The organism is Streptomyces coffeae, from assembly GCF_016741875.1.
GTDB classification, from domain to species: domain Bacteria; phylum Actinomycetota; class Actinomycetes; order Streptomycetales; family Streptomycetaceae; genus Streptomyces; species Streptomyces coffeae.
In genome coordinates, this window is sequence record NZ_JAERRF010000002.1 from 252,092 (window position 1) to 267,262 (window position 15,171).

13 protein-coding genes are annotated in these 15,171 nt (G+C 69.4%); 6 read left to right on the forward strand and 7 right to left on the reverse strand.

Translation table 11 applies throughout. From position 1 onward, the window contains the following. The first annotated feature begins 112 nt into the window (after nucleotides 1-112). Nucleotides 113-1,072, forward strand: a complete 960-nt coding sequence (locus tag JK363_RS03370; protein WP_307821582.1) for a hypothetical protein — start codon at nucleotides 113-115, stop codon at nucleotides 1,070-1,072. Between the two features lie 64 nt (nucleotides 1,073-1,136). On the opposite strand, the gene JK363_RS03375 is transcribed toward JK363_RS03370, so the two are convergent. Next, on the reverse strand, nucleotides 1,137-2,099 hold the full coding sequence (locus JK363_RS03375) for a Gfo/Idh/MocA family protein (RefSeq protein WP_201871257.1): 963 nt from the start codon (nucleotides 2,097-2,099) through the stop codon (nucleotides 1,137-1,139). Between the two features lie 94 nt (nucleotides 2,100-2,193). Next, nucleotides 2,194-4,833, reverse strand: coding sequence for a tetratricopeptide repeat protein (locus tag JK363_RS03380; protein WP_201871258.1), 2,640 nt, complete (start codon nucleotides 4,831-4,833; stop codon nucleotides 2,194-2,196). 491 nt (nucleotides 4,834-5,324) lie between these two features. Here JK363_RS03380 and JK363_RS03385 point away from each other — a divergent pair, with 491 nt between their 5' ends. From JK363_RS03385 to JK363_RS03395, 3 genes are read left to right on the forward strand one after another with little or no spacing between them, the layout of a single operon-like run. Next, a complete protein-coding gene (locus JK363_RS03385) occupies nucleotides 5,325-5,780 on the forward strand; it encodes a hypothetical protein (protein WP_201871259.1) in 456 nt (151 codons plus the stop codon). Nucleotides 5,781-5,795: 15 nt separating this feature from the next. After that, nucleotides 5,796-8,072, forward strand: a complete 2,277-nt coding sequence (locus tag JK363_RS03390; RefSeq protein WP_201871260.1) for a DUF6571 family protein — start codon at nucleotides 5,796-5,798, stop codon at nucleotides 8,070-8,072. A gap of 25 nt (nucleotides 8,073-8,097) precedes the next feature. Beyond that, nucleotides 8,098-8,739 carry a hypothetical protein gene (locus JK363_RS03395; RefSeq protein WP_201871261.1) on the forward strand — a complete coding sequence of 214 codons (642 nt, stop codon included), beginning with the start codon at nucleotides 8,098-8,100 and terminating at the stop codon, nucleotides 8,737-8,739. On the opposite strand, the gene JK363_RS03400 is transcribed toward JK363_RS03395, so the two are convergent. The 3 genes from JK363_RS03400 to JK363_RS03410 all read right to left on the reverse strand — a co-directional run bounded on the left by JK363_RS03400 (nucleotide 8,717) and on the right by JK363_RS03410 (nucleotide 10,377). Then, nucleotides 8,717-9,208: a hypothetical protein gene (locus JK363_RS03400; RefSeq protein ID WP_201871262.1), complete on the reverse strand. Its 492-nt coding sequence runs from the start codon at nucleotides 9,206-9,208 to the stop codon at nucleotides 8,717-8,719. The two genes, JK363_RS03395 and JK363_RS03400, sit on opposite strands and share 23 nt — an antisense overlap. Nucleotides 9,209-9,277: 69 nt before the next feature. After that, the gene (locus tag JK363_RS03405; RefSeq protein WP_201871263.1) at nucleotides 9,278-9,673 is read right to left on the reverse strand and encodes a DUF427 domain-containing protein; all 396 of its coding nucleotides are present in this window, start codon (nucleotides 9,671-9,673) and stop codon (nucleotides 9,278-9,280) included. 155 nt (nucleotides 9,674-9,828) lie between these two features. Then, on the reverse strand, nucleotides 9,829-10,377 hold the full coding sequence (locus JK363_RS03410) for a MarR family winged helix-turn-helix transcriptional regulator (protein WP_307821583.1): 549 nt from the start codon (nucleotides 10,375-10,377) through the stop codon (nucleotides 9,829-9,831). A gap of 112 nt (nucleotides 10,378-10,489) precedes the next feature. Between JK363_RS03410 and JK363_RS03415 the strand changes: the two genes are divergently transcribed. Next, nucleotides 10,490-12,847, forward strand: a complete 2,358-nt coding sequence (locus JK363_RS03415; RefSeq protein ID WP_201871264.1) for an MFS transporter — start codon at nucleotides 10,490-10,492, stop codon at nucleotides 12,845-12,847. 83 nt (nucleotides 12,848-12,930) lie between these two features. Here JK363_RS03415 and JK363_RS03420 read toward each other — a convergent pair whose 3' ends face one another. Continuing rightward, nucleotides 12,931-13,173: a hypothetical protein gene (locus JK363_RS03420; RefSeq protein ID WP_201871265.1), complete on the reverse strand. Its 243-nt coding sequence runs from the start codon at nucleotides 13,171-13,173 to the stop codon at nucleotides 12,931-12,933. Between the two features lie 185 nt (nucleotides 13,174-13,358). Between JK363_RS03420 and JK363_RS03425 the strand changes: the two genes are divergently transcribed. Next, nucleotides 13,359-14,132, forward strand: coding sequence for a thioesterase II family protein (locus JK363_RS03425; RefSeq protein ID WP_201871266.1), 774 nt, complete (start codon nucleotides 13,359-13,361; stop codon nucleotides 14,130-14,132). Nucleotides 14,133-14,358: 226 nt separating this feature from the next. On the opposite strand, the gene JK363_RS03430 is transcribed toward JK363_RS03425, so the two are convergent. After that, complete coding sequence (locus JK363_RS03430) at nucleotides 14,359-14,904, reverse strand: GNAT family N-acetyltransferase (protein ID WP_201871267.1); 546 nt, start codon at nucleotides 14,902-14,904, stop codon at nucleotides 14,359-14,361. Between the last annotated feature and the right edge of the window lie 267 nt (nucleotides 14,905-15,171).

Below are 15,171 nucleotides of genomic sequence, written 5' to 3' on the forward strand. Positions count from 1 at the left end.
GCTCTCCCGGCGGCTCTCCCGTCAGCTCCCCCGGCGGCTCTCCCGGCGGGTGAACCGCCCGCACGCCCGATCCCGACCGCGCCGACCCCGAGTCGTCCCGAAGGAACCCACCGTGGCCCGCAAACGTGCCCCTCAACCGCCCAGCTTCGATCCGGCCGCGCACGACATGACCCTGTCCACGGCGCGCCAGGACCTCCTGATCGGCCGCTGGCAGTCCACCCGCGATCTGCTGCGCGACAGTTACGGTGCCTGGGGGCTGCGGACGTTCCGGGCGCGGGTGCTGGCGGAGACGGCGTGCGACGGACGGGCCGTGGAGAGCTGGCAGTCGGCCGAACCCGACAACCCCGACGCGCTGGTGATGCGCGCCGAGACCGAGGTGGCCCGGGCGTTCGCGGCGGCAGCCGCGGCCGGGGCCGGGGATCCGTGCGAGGACAGCATCGACCGCACGGCCCTGGAGCGGGTGCGCCAGGTGTGCTGGTACGCGGCCGAGGCCGCACCCGCCGATCCGCTGCCCTGGATCTCCCTGCTCACCCTCGCCCGGCTGTACGGCGACGGGCACCCGGAGGTGTGGCGGTGGTGGCGGGAGGTCCTGCACCGCGACCCGGGCAACCGCGAGGCGCACCACCAGGCGTTGCGCCATCTGTCCGCCCGCTGGCACGGATCGCACGGCGACATGTACAACTTCGCCCGCGACAGCGCCGCCACCGCTCCCCCGGGCTCACCGCTGCCCGTACTGACCCAGGCCGCCCGGGTGGAGCACTTCCGCCATATCGTCCGGCTCCAGGGGCAGGACGCACCCGGGCTCACCTTCCACTGGAACAACGACGTGGCTCATCACGATCTGCGCTTCACCCTCCACCAGTGGCTGGCCCACATCCGGCCCCCCGCGCATGCCCCGCTGGTCGCCGACCTGAACCTGCTGGCGCACGCTCTCGTCCTCACGACGATGTACGACGAGGCCGCCCAGGTCTTCCGCCTCCTCGACAACCGCGCCGCGATGGCCCCGTGGCTCTACACCGGCGATCCCACGGCCCAGTTCGTCCGCTGGCGGGACCAGCTCGGGGGGCGGTGAGGCCCAGGCTTCCTCGGCGGGCGGCTTCCTCGTTCCCCACCGCTGCGGCGTATGGCTCTGTCTGTCAGACGCCGTCGTGAGGCGGCGGCGTCGCCAGATGCAGCTCGGTGATGGTCGTGGCGGTGTCGAAGCTGAGGACCGGGTCGGGCCGACCGGACAACAGGCTCTCGTAGAGGGGCCGGTAGTGGGCGACCTTCCGAGGGGTCCGGCCGTCACTGCCGTACGCGGCAAGGAGTCTGCCGTCCTGGGCGGCGAAGCCGGTCATGGCCGTGTGATCGATCCAGACCTCCACTCCGGAGTGGCCGAAGACGAGGGTGGTCTCCTTGCTGCTGGAGCCGGTGAGCCAGCTGCTGCGCAGCCGGGCCGTGCCCACCGCGTCGCGGGAGCGATACTCGCAGGTGTACCAGGCACTGGCGCCGCCGTCCGTCTGCTGGGCAGAGGTGAGCGCCGTGAGGTCGACGAAGCGGGCGAGCATGCTGAGCTGGTTCACCCCGGTGTCCATCCAGCTGGAGATGTACGAAGCGAATGCCTGCTCGCCCTGGATGATGTACGGGTCGTAGAACGCTGAGGTGATACCGGTGATGGGCCCCCATTCGGAGTGTCCGGCGAGCTGATCCGAGGCCCAGCGCACCTCGGGTGAGAAGGCGAAATGGTGCGCGGTGAACACGCGGCCCCGCACATCGGCCGACCCGTCCAGGGAACGCAGCCGGGCGAGGGAGGCCAGATCATGGACAAGGGGCTTCTCGACCAGGACCCGGGCCGACGACAGGGCGAGGGCTTGGACGGTCAGGTCCGCGTGTGTGCCCGTGGGAGTGGCGATCACGATCAGGTCGGGCTGATGCGCTTCGAGGGCGTGGGCGAGATCGCCGTAGTGAGGGGGCTTCGTTCCCCGGAAGACGGGTGACTCCGTGTGTTTCGGATCGACGGTGAACTCCAGGGCGACCCACGGCTGTTCGGCGAGGACCTGGAGGTGTGTCTCCGCGATGGTCCCGACCCCGACCAGGCCGATCCGTACCAGGTCACTCATGAAGCCCTGCCCTCTCGTGCTGTTCCGGTCTCTTCGCGGGGCTCGGTCGGCCGTGGCCTGTCCGCCGGCCCGGCGGCGCCACGGCCCGACCGCGTCATCGGGGGGTCACCACCGCTGCCCAGCGGCCCAGCGACGCGGCGGGGCCATCGACCCAGTCGACAGCGGGAGCGCACTCCGCCGCCATGTCGGCACCGTCGGTCCAGGAGGTCACGATGGGCACCCAGTAGGTGTTGCCGCCCGAGGTGCGCGTACGTTCGTCGAGGGCGGAGCGCGTACGCCGGGCACCGTCGTGGTCACGGGCGAGAACGTCGAGGAGGATCTCGGCCACATCTGCCAGGTTGTGGCCACCCCGGTAGCCGATCCCGTCCGTCAGACGACGGGTGTCGCCAACCGCTTCCCGGGCCGCCGCGGGGTCCCCGGACATCGCATGGGCGACCGCCTCGGCGGAACGGATCTTGACGAGTTCAACGGGGTTGGGCACGAGGTCGAGCAGCTCCCGAGCCTGGTCCGCCGCGTCGGACACCGTGTCCGTGTCCCCGGACCAGCAAGCCGTCTGGGCCAGGTTGGCCAGGGCCTTCGCCTCGGCGGCGGCCAGTCCCTCCTCGCGGGCCAGGGCGATCGCCTCGGTATAGGCGTCGGTGGCTTCGCCGAAGCGTGCGTTGACCCGCAAGATATGGCCGATCAGCCGGAGCCGTTCACCCTCGTCCGCGGCGTTGCGGCTTTGCTGCTCCCGTAGGGTGGCGAGGGCTGTGCCGAAGCGCCCGTTGAGATAGTCGTAGTCGGAGAGCCAGTAGCGCGCGGCAGCTTCGAACTCTCCTCCCAGCAGGCCCTGGTAGATCTCCGCGGCCCTCGTGTAGTCGCCATGGTTGCGCAGCGCGTGAGCGTGGTGGAGGCGTACCAGATGTGCCGTCAGGCTGCCGGGGCCCAGGCCCGCGTCAGCGCCGTCCAGGACCCCGATCGCCTCCTGGGCGCGCCCGGCCCGGCGCAGCTGGACGCCCTGGATCGCGGCGCGGATCGCCCGGAACTCCGGAATCCCCGCGGCACCGGTGGCAAGCCCCGCTCCGATCTCCGTCCACTGCCCCGCCTCGACCAGCCGCTGAGTGGCCCGCGCCATCCAGTCGTCGAAGACTCCGTAGCCGCCCGACAACTTGAGGCCGGATGCAAGGACCTGTGCGGTCGCGGCACGCCCGGCCGAGGACCCCAGCCGCTCCCCCAGCCAGCGCAGCAGCCTGGCGGCGACCTCGCTGCGATCGCGGTCCGACCAGCCGTCCGGGAGTTGCCGGTCGGCCTCGCCGATGGCGTGACGCAGCGCCGCGTGCAAGGTGTACGGAAGCTCGTATGCGTCGTCGTGCGTCAGAAACGGACGCCGCAGGAAACGCCCCACGCAACCGTCCGGAAGGGAGGGCTGACCTGCCCGCAGCATTCCGGCATCGGCCCTGTCGATGAGCGCCGCCGTACGGACCAGATCGCGCTCCTCTTGAGGGAGGTCCCTGATCGACCGGGTGGCGACGGCGGTGAACGTTCCCCCGAAGTCGTCCACCGACGGCTGTCCACCGCGCGCCAGCAGCTCGACGAAGTGCGAGACCGAAAGATCCAGATACAGCGGCAGCCCCTGGCCGCCGGAGATGATGCGCTCGCGTACTCCGGCCGGCATTGCCGGCTCGCCGTCCCGGGTGAGCGCCTCACGGAGATAGCTGTCGGCATCGGAGTCCGACAGGTATCCCACGAGGTGCTGGCGCGGCTCGGCCGTGTCATTGCCGAAGTGCAGGTACGGCCAGCGCTCCGGTCCGGTGAAGTCCAGCTCACCGCTCGCCCGGTTGTCCGCCCAGTCGATGCGGTTCCGGCCGGTGTTCACGAACAGGGCGTTCGGCATCAGATAGACGCATCGCTGTATGAATCGCTCTGCCGTGCGGTCGCTCCGGCCGCCGAGCACCTCGAAGGTGTCGAGGAATACGCACACCGTGGGCCGCCTGGCGGGGCGCCCCCGGCGGCCCGGCTGCCTTTCCAGATCCCAGGCCAGCAGATACGGGAAGAACGACAGAGTTTCGTAGTCGGCGTCCGCCTCGACCAGTTCGGCGAAGAGCTCGCACTCGGACAGCAGTCGCCCCTCCCGCACCCGGTCCCGGATGGCCCGGTAGGTGCCCAGCGCCGCGCGGTGCGCGAGCCCCGCCACACCGCCCACATCCGCGGGGACGACCTGCCCGACGCTCCCCGCGATCTGCTCGCTCAGGCCGACACTGCGCGCCGCGCGCCGCATCGCGGGCGAGGCGTCCAGGAACTCCTGCAACGTCTCCCCCGGGTGGGCGCGAGCCCAGTAGGAGGCCAGGGCCAGGTCGAAGGCCGGCCAGCGGTTGCCCAGCTGTCCCAGCCCTGCCCGCAGGCGCAGGAGCAGGCTCTCGATGTCGGAGGCGCCGTCCTCGGAGACATCGACCCGTATGGACACGACGTCCTCCCTGCCCTCGGCTCGGGCGTCCGAGAGGAGCCGTCGCTCCAACTCGTGCGAGAGAGTTGTCTTCCCGATGCCACCCACCCCGTAGAACGTCAGGACGTTGTGACGCCCCTGCAATCGGTCGACGACAGGTGAGACGTCTGCATCGTCCAGGGCCTGGTGAAGCCCGATGAGCGACCGGTCGAACGCGGCCACCTCGTCAATCCGGTTGGTGAACACCTGTTGGGCGGCGACGGTGGACTCCATACCGCTCATGAAGGCGGCACGTAAGTTCACTCGTGCCATCTGGTCTCCTCGGGCAGCAGTTTCACGGGTACGTCGGCGGACGCCCGTCAAGCACCCGCCCAACAGGCACGACGGTAGCGTGGCCACGGTCGGTCCCGGAACACAGCGCGTGCGCTGCCCGTCGCCCATCGGGAGAACGGCCCGGGTGACGGCGAACGCCGTCCGCTGCGGTCATGTCCCGGGCCGGGACTTCCACCTCCGCCTGGCCGCTACCGGCTGCCGCACACCGGCGTCGCCGACTTCGCCGGGCCCAGCCGCACCTGGCTCGCCCGCAGCTTGCGCGGCTCCTTCACCGCCCGGTCCCCTATACGGCGGTCAGGGTGACCGGGCAAGGCGGTCGGGCAGCTGACCACCTGAACCGCAGCGTCAAGGAGCCGGCCTGCCACTTACCGCTTCTCGGTGACACACCGACCTTCATGCATCCGTACTCGCTGTCAACTCCCCTAAGCTGTACGTCACTTCATGTTCATGACGCACCTTGGGGAGAGAGCGTGTCATTCGATGGGGAATGGAGTGGGCTGCGTGCCGAGGCGGCGTCCCGGATGCGGATCAACAGCGCGAGGAAAGGCTCACCGGGCGAGGATTCGGGCGATCTGGTGGTGCGCCAGGACGATCTGGGGCGGGTCGGCCATGAGGCGTTCTTACTCCACGCCCGCCTGAAGAAGGCGGGCGATATGACCCGTGGGGCGAAGGACGACGGCGCGACGGCCAAGGCCGCGAGTGCGCTCGGCGCGCACCACTTCAGCATGGGTGATGCCCTCACCACCATGGCCACGATGTGGAACGACCAACTGAAGACGCTGCTCCAGGCGTGCGCTCATATCTCCAACGGTCTCGACTACACGAAGAAGTCGCAATCCCATACGGACAAAGAGATCGGCGCTTCCCTGACGCATCGGAACGGAAGCGCCGTGTCGGTTTCCGAGATCTCCCGCTACTACCGGTAGAGGGGGCGGACGACCATGGCCCGTTTGACGTTTGACGACCTTTATCACGTCTCCTTCAAGAGTCTCGGCACGGCGGCCGACGACTGGAAGGAGATGGTGGACCAACTGGACACGCTGGCCACGGATGCCAAGGACGGCTTGGTCAAGCAGTCCGAAGCGGCGCGCTGGGCGGGTCTGACCGCCGATGTCACCCGGCCGTTCGTCCGCAAGACCGGGAAGGAATTCCGGGACGCGCACGCCGAGGCGAAAGCCATCTGGAGCATGCTCCGGGACGCGCATACGGACTTGGTGAAGATCCAGTCGGTTCTGAAGACAGCCGTGGACGTCGAGGCCAAGAAATGGCACATCCGAGTGACCGGACTGGACGACGGTACGGTTTCGTGCGTGGTTGTGGGACAGCGAGGGGACACGAACCAGGAGACGCCGAAACAGGCCGATGCGCGGGAGGCCCTGGAGAGCAAGATCAACGCTCTCATCGCGCAGGCGGACGAGATCGACAATTCCGTGACCCGTGCGCTGAAGAAGATCCACGGCGGTGACAGCCACAACTTCGGCCACACGACATACGATTCGCTGGATGACGCGCAGGCGAAGCGGGCCGTTGAGCTGGCCAGGCAGGCCCTCAAACCCGGCAAGGCGTGGGAGGACCAGCTCAACAAGACAGAGTTGGCCGAGCTCAAGCAGCTGCTCGCGGGTAACTACAAGGACCGTGAGTTCGCCGTCGACTTCTACCGGTCACTGGGCCCCAGGGACGCCTTGAGCTTCCAGGAGCAGATCGCGCTCGGCGCCCCGGCGGATGGCGACAAGGCGCGATTCAAACTGGCCCACAGCATTCAGGTCAGCATGGGCGAGGCATTGGCGACGGCGACCCGACACCCGAGCGGAAGGGACGACCCCAACACCGCCTTTCGCGAGGACAAGGACTATCTCGGGAAGTCATGGGTGAGCGAGTTGAAGAGGGTAGGAAAGGGGTATCTGCCGTCCGATCCGTGGGGAAGGGTCGATGGTGTCCGTGGCTATCAGGTCCTCTCCACCCTGCTGCGCCACGGGAAGTACGACAAGGACTTCCTCGTCCCCATTGCGCAGGACATGGTCACCTTGGACCGCAAGAACCCGAACGAGTGGGTGTGGGCCGAGAGGCCCGGCGGGGAGCGGGAGTACCGCCTCAATCTCGACAAGAAGGGCGGCCTCGGGTGGGATCCCATTCCGGGACTCCTCGAAGGTCTCGGCCACAGCCCCGAGGCGTCGACGGAGTTCTTCCACGGGTCCACGGGTGGCGGGAAGGATGACGGGCTCGAGAAGCTCCGCAATCTGGACTACTTCCTCGGTGACAAGGAGGGGAAGAACCATCGTTGGTGGGTCGCGGACGAGGCGACGGACATCTTCGGCGTGGGCGCCAAGGGCGCGGACTACGGCAAGGAAGCGCTGGGCCATGCGCTGGAGTCCGCGACATCCGGGCGGCCGTACGACAGCGCCGGCCCCGCGAAGGACCACACTCTGGAGCAGGCCGAGTTGTTCAGCACCGTGGCGAAGAAGGTGGCGGCGAACCCTGACCTCTTCAAGGGGGAGGGGGAGCTCGCGCCGATCGCGGGGAGTCTGGGCAATATGTCGGCGGAGTACATGCACGATATTCAGCGGGTGTATGCGGGTGGGGATGAGAGTGGCTACTTCAAGGACACGGGGGCGCCCGCTGACTTCGGGGGAGCCAAAGGGACACGCGTACTGGACACTTTCCTGGGGACTGCCGCACAGGACCCTGAGGCGTACTCCACCATCACTCACGCACGACAAGCAGTGACAACCGAGGCTATGCGCGAGGCAATCGCACAGCGCACCGATGACGAGAGCCTTGGAGAGGTCGGCGCGAGAGCTTCGCAGCCCGGCGGCAGGATTGCCGACATCGCCGCCGAGGGGCGGGCCGATGCCATCGCCGCCGCCGATGACAGTGTCGAGAAGGCCGAGGAGTACAACGAGAAACTGACCAACACCGACAAGTGGGTCGGACGGTTCCTCGACCTCGGCACGGGCTACGTTCCAATTGCCGGAGACATCGTCGGCTGGGCCACCGAGGACATCCGTGAGTCAGTCCTCGAGCATAAATTCAAGGATCCGGAAGAAGCAGCCCGGCAGGTCGAGGAGAACCGGGGGGCGTACCTGAAAGATGAGCGCGAACGGACGGCGCAGGCAGCCAAGCGAGCGTTCTTGAGTGCGGCAAAAAAGGCCGGACTTGACCCTTGCAGCCCTGGCGTCGAGGGCGCCGCCGACGATGTCTACGACGCCACCATCGAATGAAGTATCCCAGGGAAGAGGGCCGTTCTTGAATATGCCGTTCAGTTCATTGAATAGTCACGGAAGAGCATTAGCCGCCGCCCTGGCCCTGGTGATCATAGGTGCCGGGACATGGTGGGCCATCACCTCCGCACGCTCGGAGGATGCCATCAGAGTCCCCACACGGGTCTGCAAGGACCGCATCTCCGGAAGGGAGATCGCACCGCTGCTTCCCACTAAAGGTGATGAAATCGAGGAGGAAGAAGTCGGGTTCACCATCACGGGCCCCGGCGGCAGTTGCCAACTCAAGGTCGGTGACCAAGATGCGCTTGTCGTCTATTCTCACGGCACGGAGAAGTCTTCCCGCGAACGCATCCAGAGCAAAGGGATTCCGGCCTCCCTCGGAGATGCCTACGGATATCTGTCCGACGAGGGAGAGATCTCCCTCTCCATCTCCTGCGCGTCATCAGCTCCAGTAGGTGATAAGGACCGCCTCGTCGTCGGTACCTACGCCTCCGTGGTGCAGAGCAACGTCAGGGCCAGCGGCGAACCCAACAAGTCGACCAAGGGGCTTCGCGCCCTGTCCGCGTTCACCGCGCAGGCGGCGCGCGACCTCGCTCAGGACTGGTTCAAATGCCCCGGCGCCGACCGGCTCCCCGACGGCCCCGTCACCATCCACTGGGAGAGGTAGCCGACGAACCGCCCCGCGGGCACGGCAACTCCGGGGCGGTGTGGTTCGGGGAGCAGGTGACCAGGGCCAGGGAGAGGAAGGACGAACGGCCCAGGTAGAAGCCGAACGAGATGTCCCCGCCGTGGGTCAGGCGCTCCGCGGCCGTGGTGACCAGGCGGGCCAGCCGGGCGGTGTCGGCTTCTTGCTGGGAGAGGAAGCCGGGGGCGTGTTCGGTGAGTTCGCGGCCCAGCCAGGCCGCCGCGTCCTTCGGTTCCTCGAAGGTCGCGCGGATCGCGCGGGGTGACTTGAGCAGCCAGTGGGCCGTTTCCATCGGGGGCAGCTCGGAGCGCCGGAAGGTCTCGACGAGCGACCGGTAGTACTCCTCGTCCTCCGCTGTGACGGGCGGCCGGGGGCGGTCCGGCAGGCGGCGGCGCGCCTCCCTGTCGAACAGTTCCTTCTCGCCCAGCCACAAGTACGCGTGGAAGTGCACGCGACAGCCGTTCCCGGCGCCGAGCCCGCGAAAGGCCCCTGTTGGGGTGACAACGGCCGACGACCGTCGTCACTCCTCCACGGTGATCTCCGCGACCGTGTCGTAGAACGACAGATGGTTCTTGATCTCCGCCACCGCGTCGGTCGGCTGCGGATACGCCCAGACCACATCCGGTCGCAGTTCGCCTCCGCTCTTCGCGCCGATGAACGTCCAGTACGCCGCCTCGCCCTTGAAGGGGCAGGTGGTCGTGGTGTCGGTCGGCTCGAAGAGGGTCAGGTCCACATCTTCCGGTGGCAGGTAGTAGCGCACCGGGAGACCCGTCTCATGAACGAGCAGCGGGCGGTTGGACTCGGCGACGGCCTGGCCGTCGATCGTGACCTTGACGCGCTGCGAGCCGCGGACCACATCCACGCGGTGCCCGCCGCTGCCACTGCCGGTCGTGGGGTGGGGTGCGTGGGTCGACATGACCACGTCCTCCTCGGATTTCTCGGATTTCTCGGACTCCTCGGATGGTTCCGCACTCAGTGCGTTCCGCACACGGTGCTTTCCGCGCTCAGTGCGTTCCGTACTCACCTGAACGTACGGCCGAGTGCGCGCATTCCAGCCCGTTACACACCCGCCTACACACCCGCCGTGTCGTCCGCCCTGTCGTCCTCACGTGGCCAGGCGCGGCCCTCGCGCGTCTCCACCTCGCGGTTGAACCGCGTCAGCATCTCCTCGAAGCGGGCCACCTCCTCCTCCGCCCAGCCCTCCAGGATCCCGGCCAGGGCGGCCCGGCGGCGGTCGCGTTCGGCGGTGAAGCGGTCGGCGCCCAGGGTGGTGGCGCGGAGTTTGCGGGCGAGGCCGCCGTCCGGGTCCGGGATGCGCTCCAGGAGGCCGCTGCGGACCAGGGTTCCGGTCTGGCGGTTGACGGTCGAGACGTCCAGGTGGAACGCGTCGGCGAGCTGGCCGATGGACATCGCGCCCTCCGCGTCCAGCCGGGAGAGGAGGAAATACGCGGAGCGGTCCAGGCGGTCCGGGCCGCACCGGTCCACCCCTGCCTCGGTCCCACCAGCTCCGCCGGCGCCGGCTCCGTCGGCGCCGGCCGCCCCCGCGGCCTTGCGCTCCCGGGGCGTGAACACATGGCATCGGGCGACCAGCATCAGCTCGCGTTCCAGTCGCTCCAGCACGCTTCCTCCTCACCGCCCCCGTACTCCTCCTTGGCAATATGCATCGTACACATCGTGTGTAGGATGCACATCATTCGTTGTCCCGTGAACTTGTTTGGAGGCGGGCACCCGCATGCCCCAGTCAGCCCCCACCCGCGTCGAGGAGCCTCAGAGCGCCGCGTCGCCGGGCTCGCCGCTTCCGCGCGAGGTCGGCGGCGGCTTCGTGGCCGTCCTCGCGTTCTGCGGTATCGCCGTCTCGGTGATGCAGACGCTGGTCGTCCCGCTGGTGACCGATCTGCCCCAGCTGCTGCACACCACCAGCTCGAACGCGTCCTGGGTGATCACCGCCACGCTGCTCGCGGGCGCCGTCGCCACCCCCGTGATGGGGCGGCTCGGCGATATGTTCGGCAAGCGCCGGATCCTGATGGTCGCCCTGGCGCTGCTGGTCATCGGCTCGCTGACCTGCGCCGTCACCTCCGACCTTGTGGTGATGGTGGTCGGACGTGCCATCCAGGGCGGGGCGATGGGCGCCATCCCGCTCGGCATCAGCATCATGCGGGACGAGCTGCCGCCGCAGAAGCTGGGCTCCGCGATGGCCCTGATGAGTTCGTCGCTGGGGATCGGCGGTGCGCTCGGGCTTCCGGCCGCCGCGTTCGTCGCCCAGCACACCAACTGGCATGTGCTGTTCTACGGGGCCGCGGGGATAGGCGCGGTCGCGATCGCGCTGGTGCTGGCCGTCGTCCCGGAGTCCAGCGTCCGCACCCCCAGCCGCTTCGACTTCATCGGCGCGATCGGTCTGTCCGCCGGACTGCTCTGCCTGCTGCTGCCGATCACCAAGGGCGCCGACTGGGGCTGGGCGAGCGGCACCACCCTCGGGCTGTTCGGGGCCTCCGTGGTGATCCTGGTCCTGTGGGGCCTGATCGAGCTGCGCACCACGAACCCACTGGTCGATCTGCGCACCACCGCACGCCGTCAGGTGCTGCTGACCAACCTCGCCTCGATCATGGTCGGCTTCTCCTTCTACGCGATGTCGCTGATCCTCCCGCAGCTGCTGCAACTGCCGGAGGCCACCGGCTACGGGCTCGGCCAGTCGATGGTCATGGCCGGGCTGTACGTGGCGCCGATGGGCGTGGCGATGATGGTCGTCTCCCCGCTGTCCGCGCGGATCAACGCCGCGAGCGGCCCCAAGGTGTCCCTGATGCTGGGGCTGGTCGTGATCGCCGCGACCTACGGCGCGGGCACCGTGATGATGGACCACGTCTGGCAGATCGTGGTGCTGTCCACCGCGCTCGGTGTCGGTGTCGGGATCGCGTACTCGGCCATGCCGACCCTGATCATCAGTGCCGTTCCGGCCGGTGAGACGGGGGCGGCCAATGGGCTCAACACCCTGATGCGGTCCATCGGCATGTCCACCTCCAGCGCGGTGGTGGGTGTGATCCTGGCGCACCGGACCACCAGCTTCGGCGGTGTTCCGCTGCCGAACACGGACGGGTTCAAGACGTCGTTCGCCGTGGCGTGCGCCGCCGCGGTCGCTGGTCTGCTGATCGCCCTCCTCCTGCCCGCGCGGCACCGGACCGCCGTCGCTCCGGGGAACCCCGCGGCCGCCTCCGAGCCGCGGGACGTGAGCGATGCCGACGAGGCCGACACAAAGGCCGGTATCGAGACCCAGGCGGAGGCAGAGGCGGAGACGGAGGCCGGGCCCGTCGTGCCCGAGCCCCTCACCGGCCGCCTCGTCCACGGCCGCGTCCTCGGCCCCGGCGACGTTCCGCTCATCGACGCCGCCATCACCCTCATCGACACCGGCGGTCAGCAGCTCGGACGTACGGCCAGCGGCGACGACGGCCGTTACCGCGTCGCCGTCCCCGACGCCGGGAACGTCGTCCTCATCGGCTCCGCCCCCGGCCACCGCCCGCAGGCCGCCACCCTGCTGGTGGCGGACCAGCCGGTGGTCTGCGATCTGCGGCTGACCGGTGGCGGCACCGGGCTCACCGGTGCGGCGCGGACCACCGGCGGGGAGCCGCTGGCCGGGGCGACCGTGACCGCGACCGGACCCGACGGAGCGGTGGCGGGCGCGGCCACGGCCGACGAGAAGGGCGAGTTCACGCTGCCGGAGCTGGCCCCCGGGACGTACACCGTGACCCTGGCCGCCGACGGACACCGTCCGCATGCCACCCAGGTGGAGCTGACCGGTGGCGAGCCGGTGCGGGTGGACGCGGAGCTGCGGCCCGCCGCCCGGGTCCGCGGCACCGTACGCGGACGGGGCGGGCGGCCGCTGGAGGACGCGCGGGTCTCGCTGCTGGATTCCTCGGGGGACGTCGTCGGGCAGTTCATCACCGGCGAGGACGGGGCGTTCGGCTTCGAGGGCCTCACCGGTGAGCACTACACGGTGGTGGCGGGCGGTTACGCACCGTCGACCCGGCCGGTCACGGTCGGCGGTGCGGAGCCCGCGGAGGCCCGGGACGTCGACTTCCTGCTGACCCACGGCCGCTAGCCGACCCCGGCAGCCGGGGCCCCAACATCCGGAACACACGAATCAGCACACGGTGCGGCGCCCCCGGGCCCCGCACCGTGTGCTCATTCCGCGTCTTCCTCCTCGGGCAGGCTCTCCCATGCCTCGCCCTTGCGGAACAGCTCGTATCCCTCCTCGTCCGCAATGGACTCCGCCTGCGCGCGGCTGCGGACGGAGATCTCGTACGTGTGGCTGTCGACCGTCGCGTGTACACCCTCGCCGTCGGTGATCGTTTCGATCGAGTGCGTCTCATAGATGACGCGCCCCGGCTCGGTCTTGCTCCAGACCACGTGCATGCTCACTGCCATCGGACCCACTCCCGAAGACCAGTCCCCTGGTTTCAGGGTCTCACCTGCGCGCCCCGTCCACCTGGCCTGACCTGTCCCGCCGCTCAAGCCGCACGTTAGGGGGTTCCTGATACGAAGGCCGTGGTCGGTACGGAAGACCGGTGGATCCCGGTCCCGCGAACCCTCGGCGGAAGGAACCGTTCACCATGACGAGCATCGCCCGCGGCGCCGACACCTGGCTCAGGCGGTACGAGGAGGCCCCGGACAGCGCGATACGGCTGCTCTGCTTCCCCTACGCCGGAGGGTCGGCGAGCTACTTCCTCCCGGTGGCGAAGGCCCTGGCGCCGTCGGTCGAGGTGCAGGCGGTGCAGTACCCCGGGCGGCAGGACCGCCACCGGGAGCCGTGTCTGGACGATCTCCACGAGCTCGCCGACGCCGTCGTCGCCGCCGTCCAGGAGCGGTCCGGGATCTTCGACCGGCCGCTGGCGCTCTTCGGGCACAGCATGGGCGCGACGCTCGCGTACGAGGTGGCGCTGCGCCTGGAGGCGCGGGCCGGGGTGACGCCCGCCGTGCTGTTCGTCTCCGGGCGGCGCGCGCCGTCCACCGTGCGCGCCGAGACCGTGCACCAGCGAGACGACGACGGGGTGGTGCGCGAACTGCGGCGGCTGAACGGGACGGACGGGGAGGTGTTCCGGAACGAGGAGCTGCTGCGGCTGGCAATGCCCGCGATCCGGGGCGACTACCACGCCATCGAGACCTACCGCTGTGCCCCCGGGCAGCGGGTGAGCTGCCCGGTCACCGCGCTGACCGGGGATGCCGACCCGAGGACGACCATCGACGAGGTGCGGGCGTGGCAGCGGCACACCACCGGAAGCTTCGAGTACCAGGTGTTTCCCGGCGGGCACTTCTACCTCAACGACCAGGCACCCGCCGTGGTGAAGACGATCGCCGAGCGGCTGCGGACGCTGTCCGGGGCCTGACCCGTGGCCATCAGACCCTGAGGCAGCGGCCATCAGACCTTGGGGACGCCGCGGCCACAGGACACCGCGGCCACAGGACACCGCGGCCATAGGACACCGCGGCCATAGGCCAACGCCCCCGGCCCCGGTCACGCCCGGGGCCGGGCGCCCGCGTCACGCCCGGCCCGGTGCTACCCGGCTCCCGCCCTCGCCCCGGGCGAGCGTCACCGCGGCCCCGCCGTCCGGGTCAGCCGCCGGGCGGGGCGGGCGCGGCGCGGCCCGGGGACACCTCTCTGCGCATACACACCCGCGGCCATCGGTCCAGACCGTGTTCGGCCTCGCTGCGGCGGATCTCCCGTAGCCCCGGGGTGAGTTCGCCCTCCGTCAGCACCCGGAAGCCGCACCGCGCCGCGTAGTACGGGGCGTTCCACACCACGTCCACGAAGGTGGTCAGGGTGAGCGCCGGTACGCCCTCGGCCGCGGCCCGCGCCGCGATGTGGTCGATCAGCGCACGTCCCACACCGCGCCCGGCGGCGTCCGGGTGGACCGAGAGCTGTTCGATGTGCACATTGCCGTCGACGGGATCGGTGATCAGATAGGCCATCGCCCGGTCGGTGTCGTCCACCGCGACCCAGGCCCGCCCCGCGCGCTGGTAGCACCCCAGCTCGGCCAGGCTCAGCGGCTCGTCGTCGGCGACCTCGTCCATGCCGACGTCCCGGAAGCACAGCCCCGCCGCACGCTCTATCTCCTGGAGGACGGGAAGGTCCTCGATGGTGCTCGTTCGAATCCGCACACCACCATCATCCTCCGGCCGTTCCGCAAAGGGGTGCCCCCCACCGCCGTGGAGAGCACCCTTTGGCCGTTCCGTTGCACTACAGATGCCACCGGACCGACATCACCCCAATGACCTCGGTATTTCCCGGTGGCACTGATCACGAAGGTAACAAGGGCCGTGTCACAGGGTGGTGTTGACGGTGTCACGTCCCCGCCACGCGGTGCCCCCCGTCCGCGTGTCGCCATGCGGTGCCCACCCGTCCGGTCCCAGGCGCCCCCGGGCCGC

Excerpts from the sequence above, each read along its gene's own strand:
- JK363_RS03375 (WP_201871257.1), bottom strand. The coding sequence starts at position 2,099 with ATGAGTGACCTGGTACGGATCGGCCTGGTCGGGGTCGGGACCATCGCG.
- JK363_RS03380 (WP_201871258.1), bottom strand. The coding sequence starts at position 4,833 with ATGGCACGAGTGAACTTACGTGCCGCCTTCATGAGCGGTATGGAGTCC.
- JK363_RS03390 (WP_201871260.1), top strand. The coding sequence starts at position 5,796 with ATGGCCCGTTTGACGTTTGACGACCTTTATCACGTCTCCTTCAAGAGT.
- JK363_RS03405 (WP_201871263.1), bottom strand. The coding sequence starts at position 9,673 with ATGTCGACCCACGCACCCCACCCCACGACCGGCAGTGGCAGCGGCGGG.
- JK363_RS03415 (WP_201871264.1), top strand. The coding sequence starts at position 10,490 with ATGCCCCAGTCAGCCCCCACCCGCGTCGAGGAGCCTCAGAGCGCCGCG.
- JK363_RS03420 (WP_201871265.1), bottom strand. The coding sequence starts at position 13,173 with ATGGCAGTGAGCATGCACGTGGTCTGGAGCAAGACCGAGCCGGGGCGC.
- JK363_RS03425 (WP_201871266.1), top strand. The coding sequence starts at position 13,359 with ATGACGAGCATCGCCCGCGGCGCCGACACCTGGCTCAGGCGGTACGAG.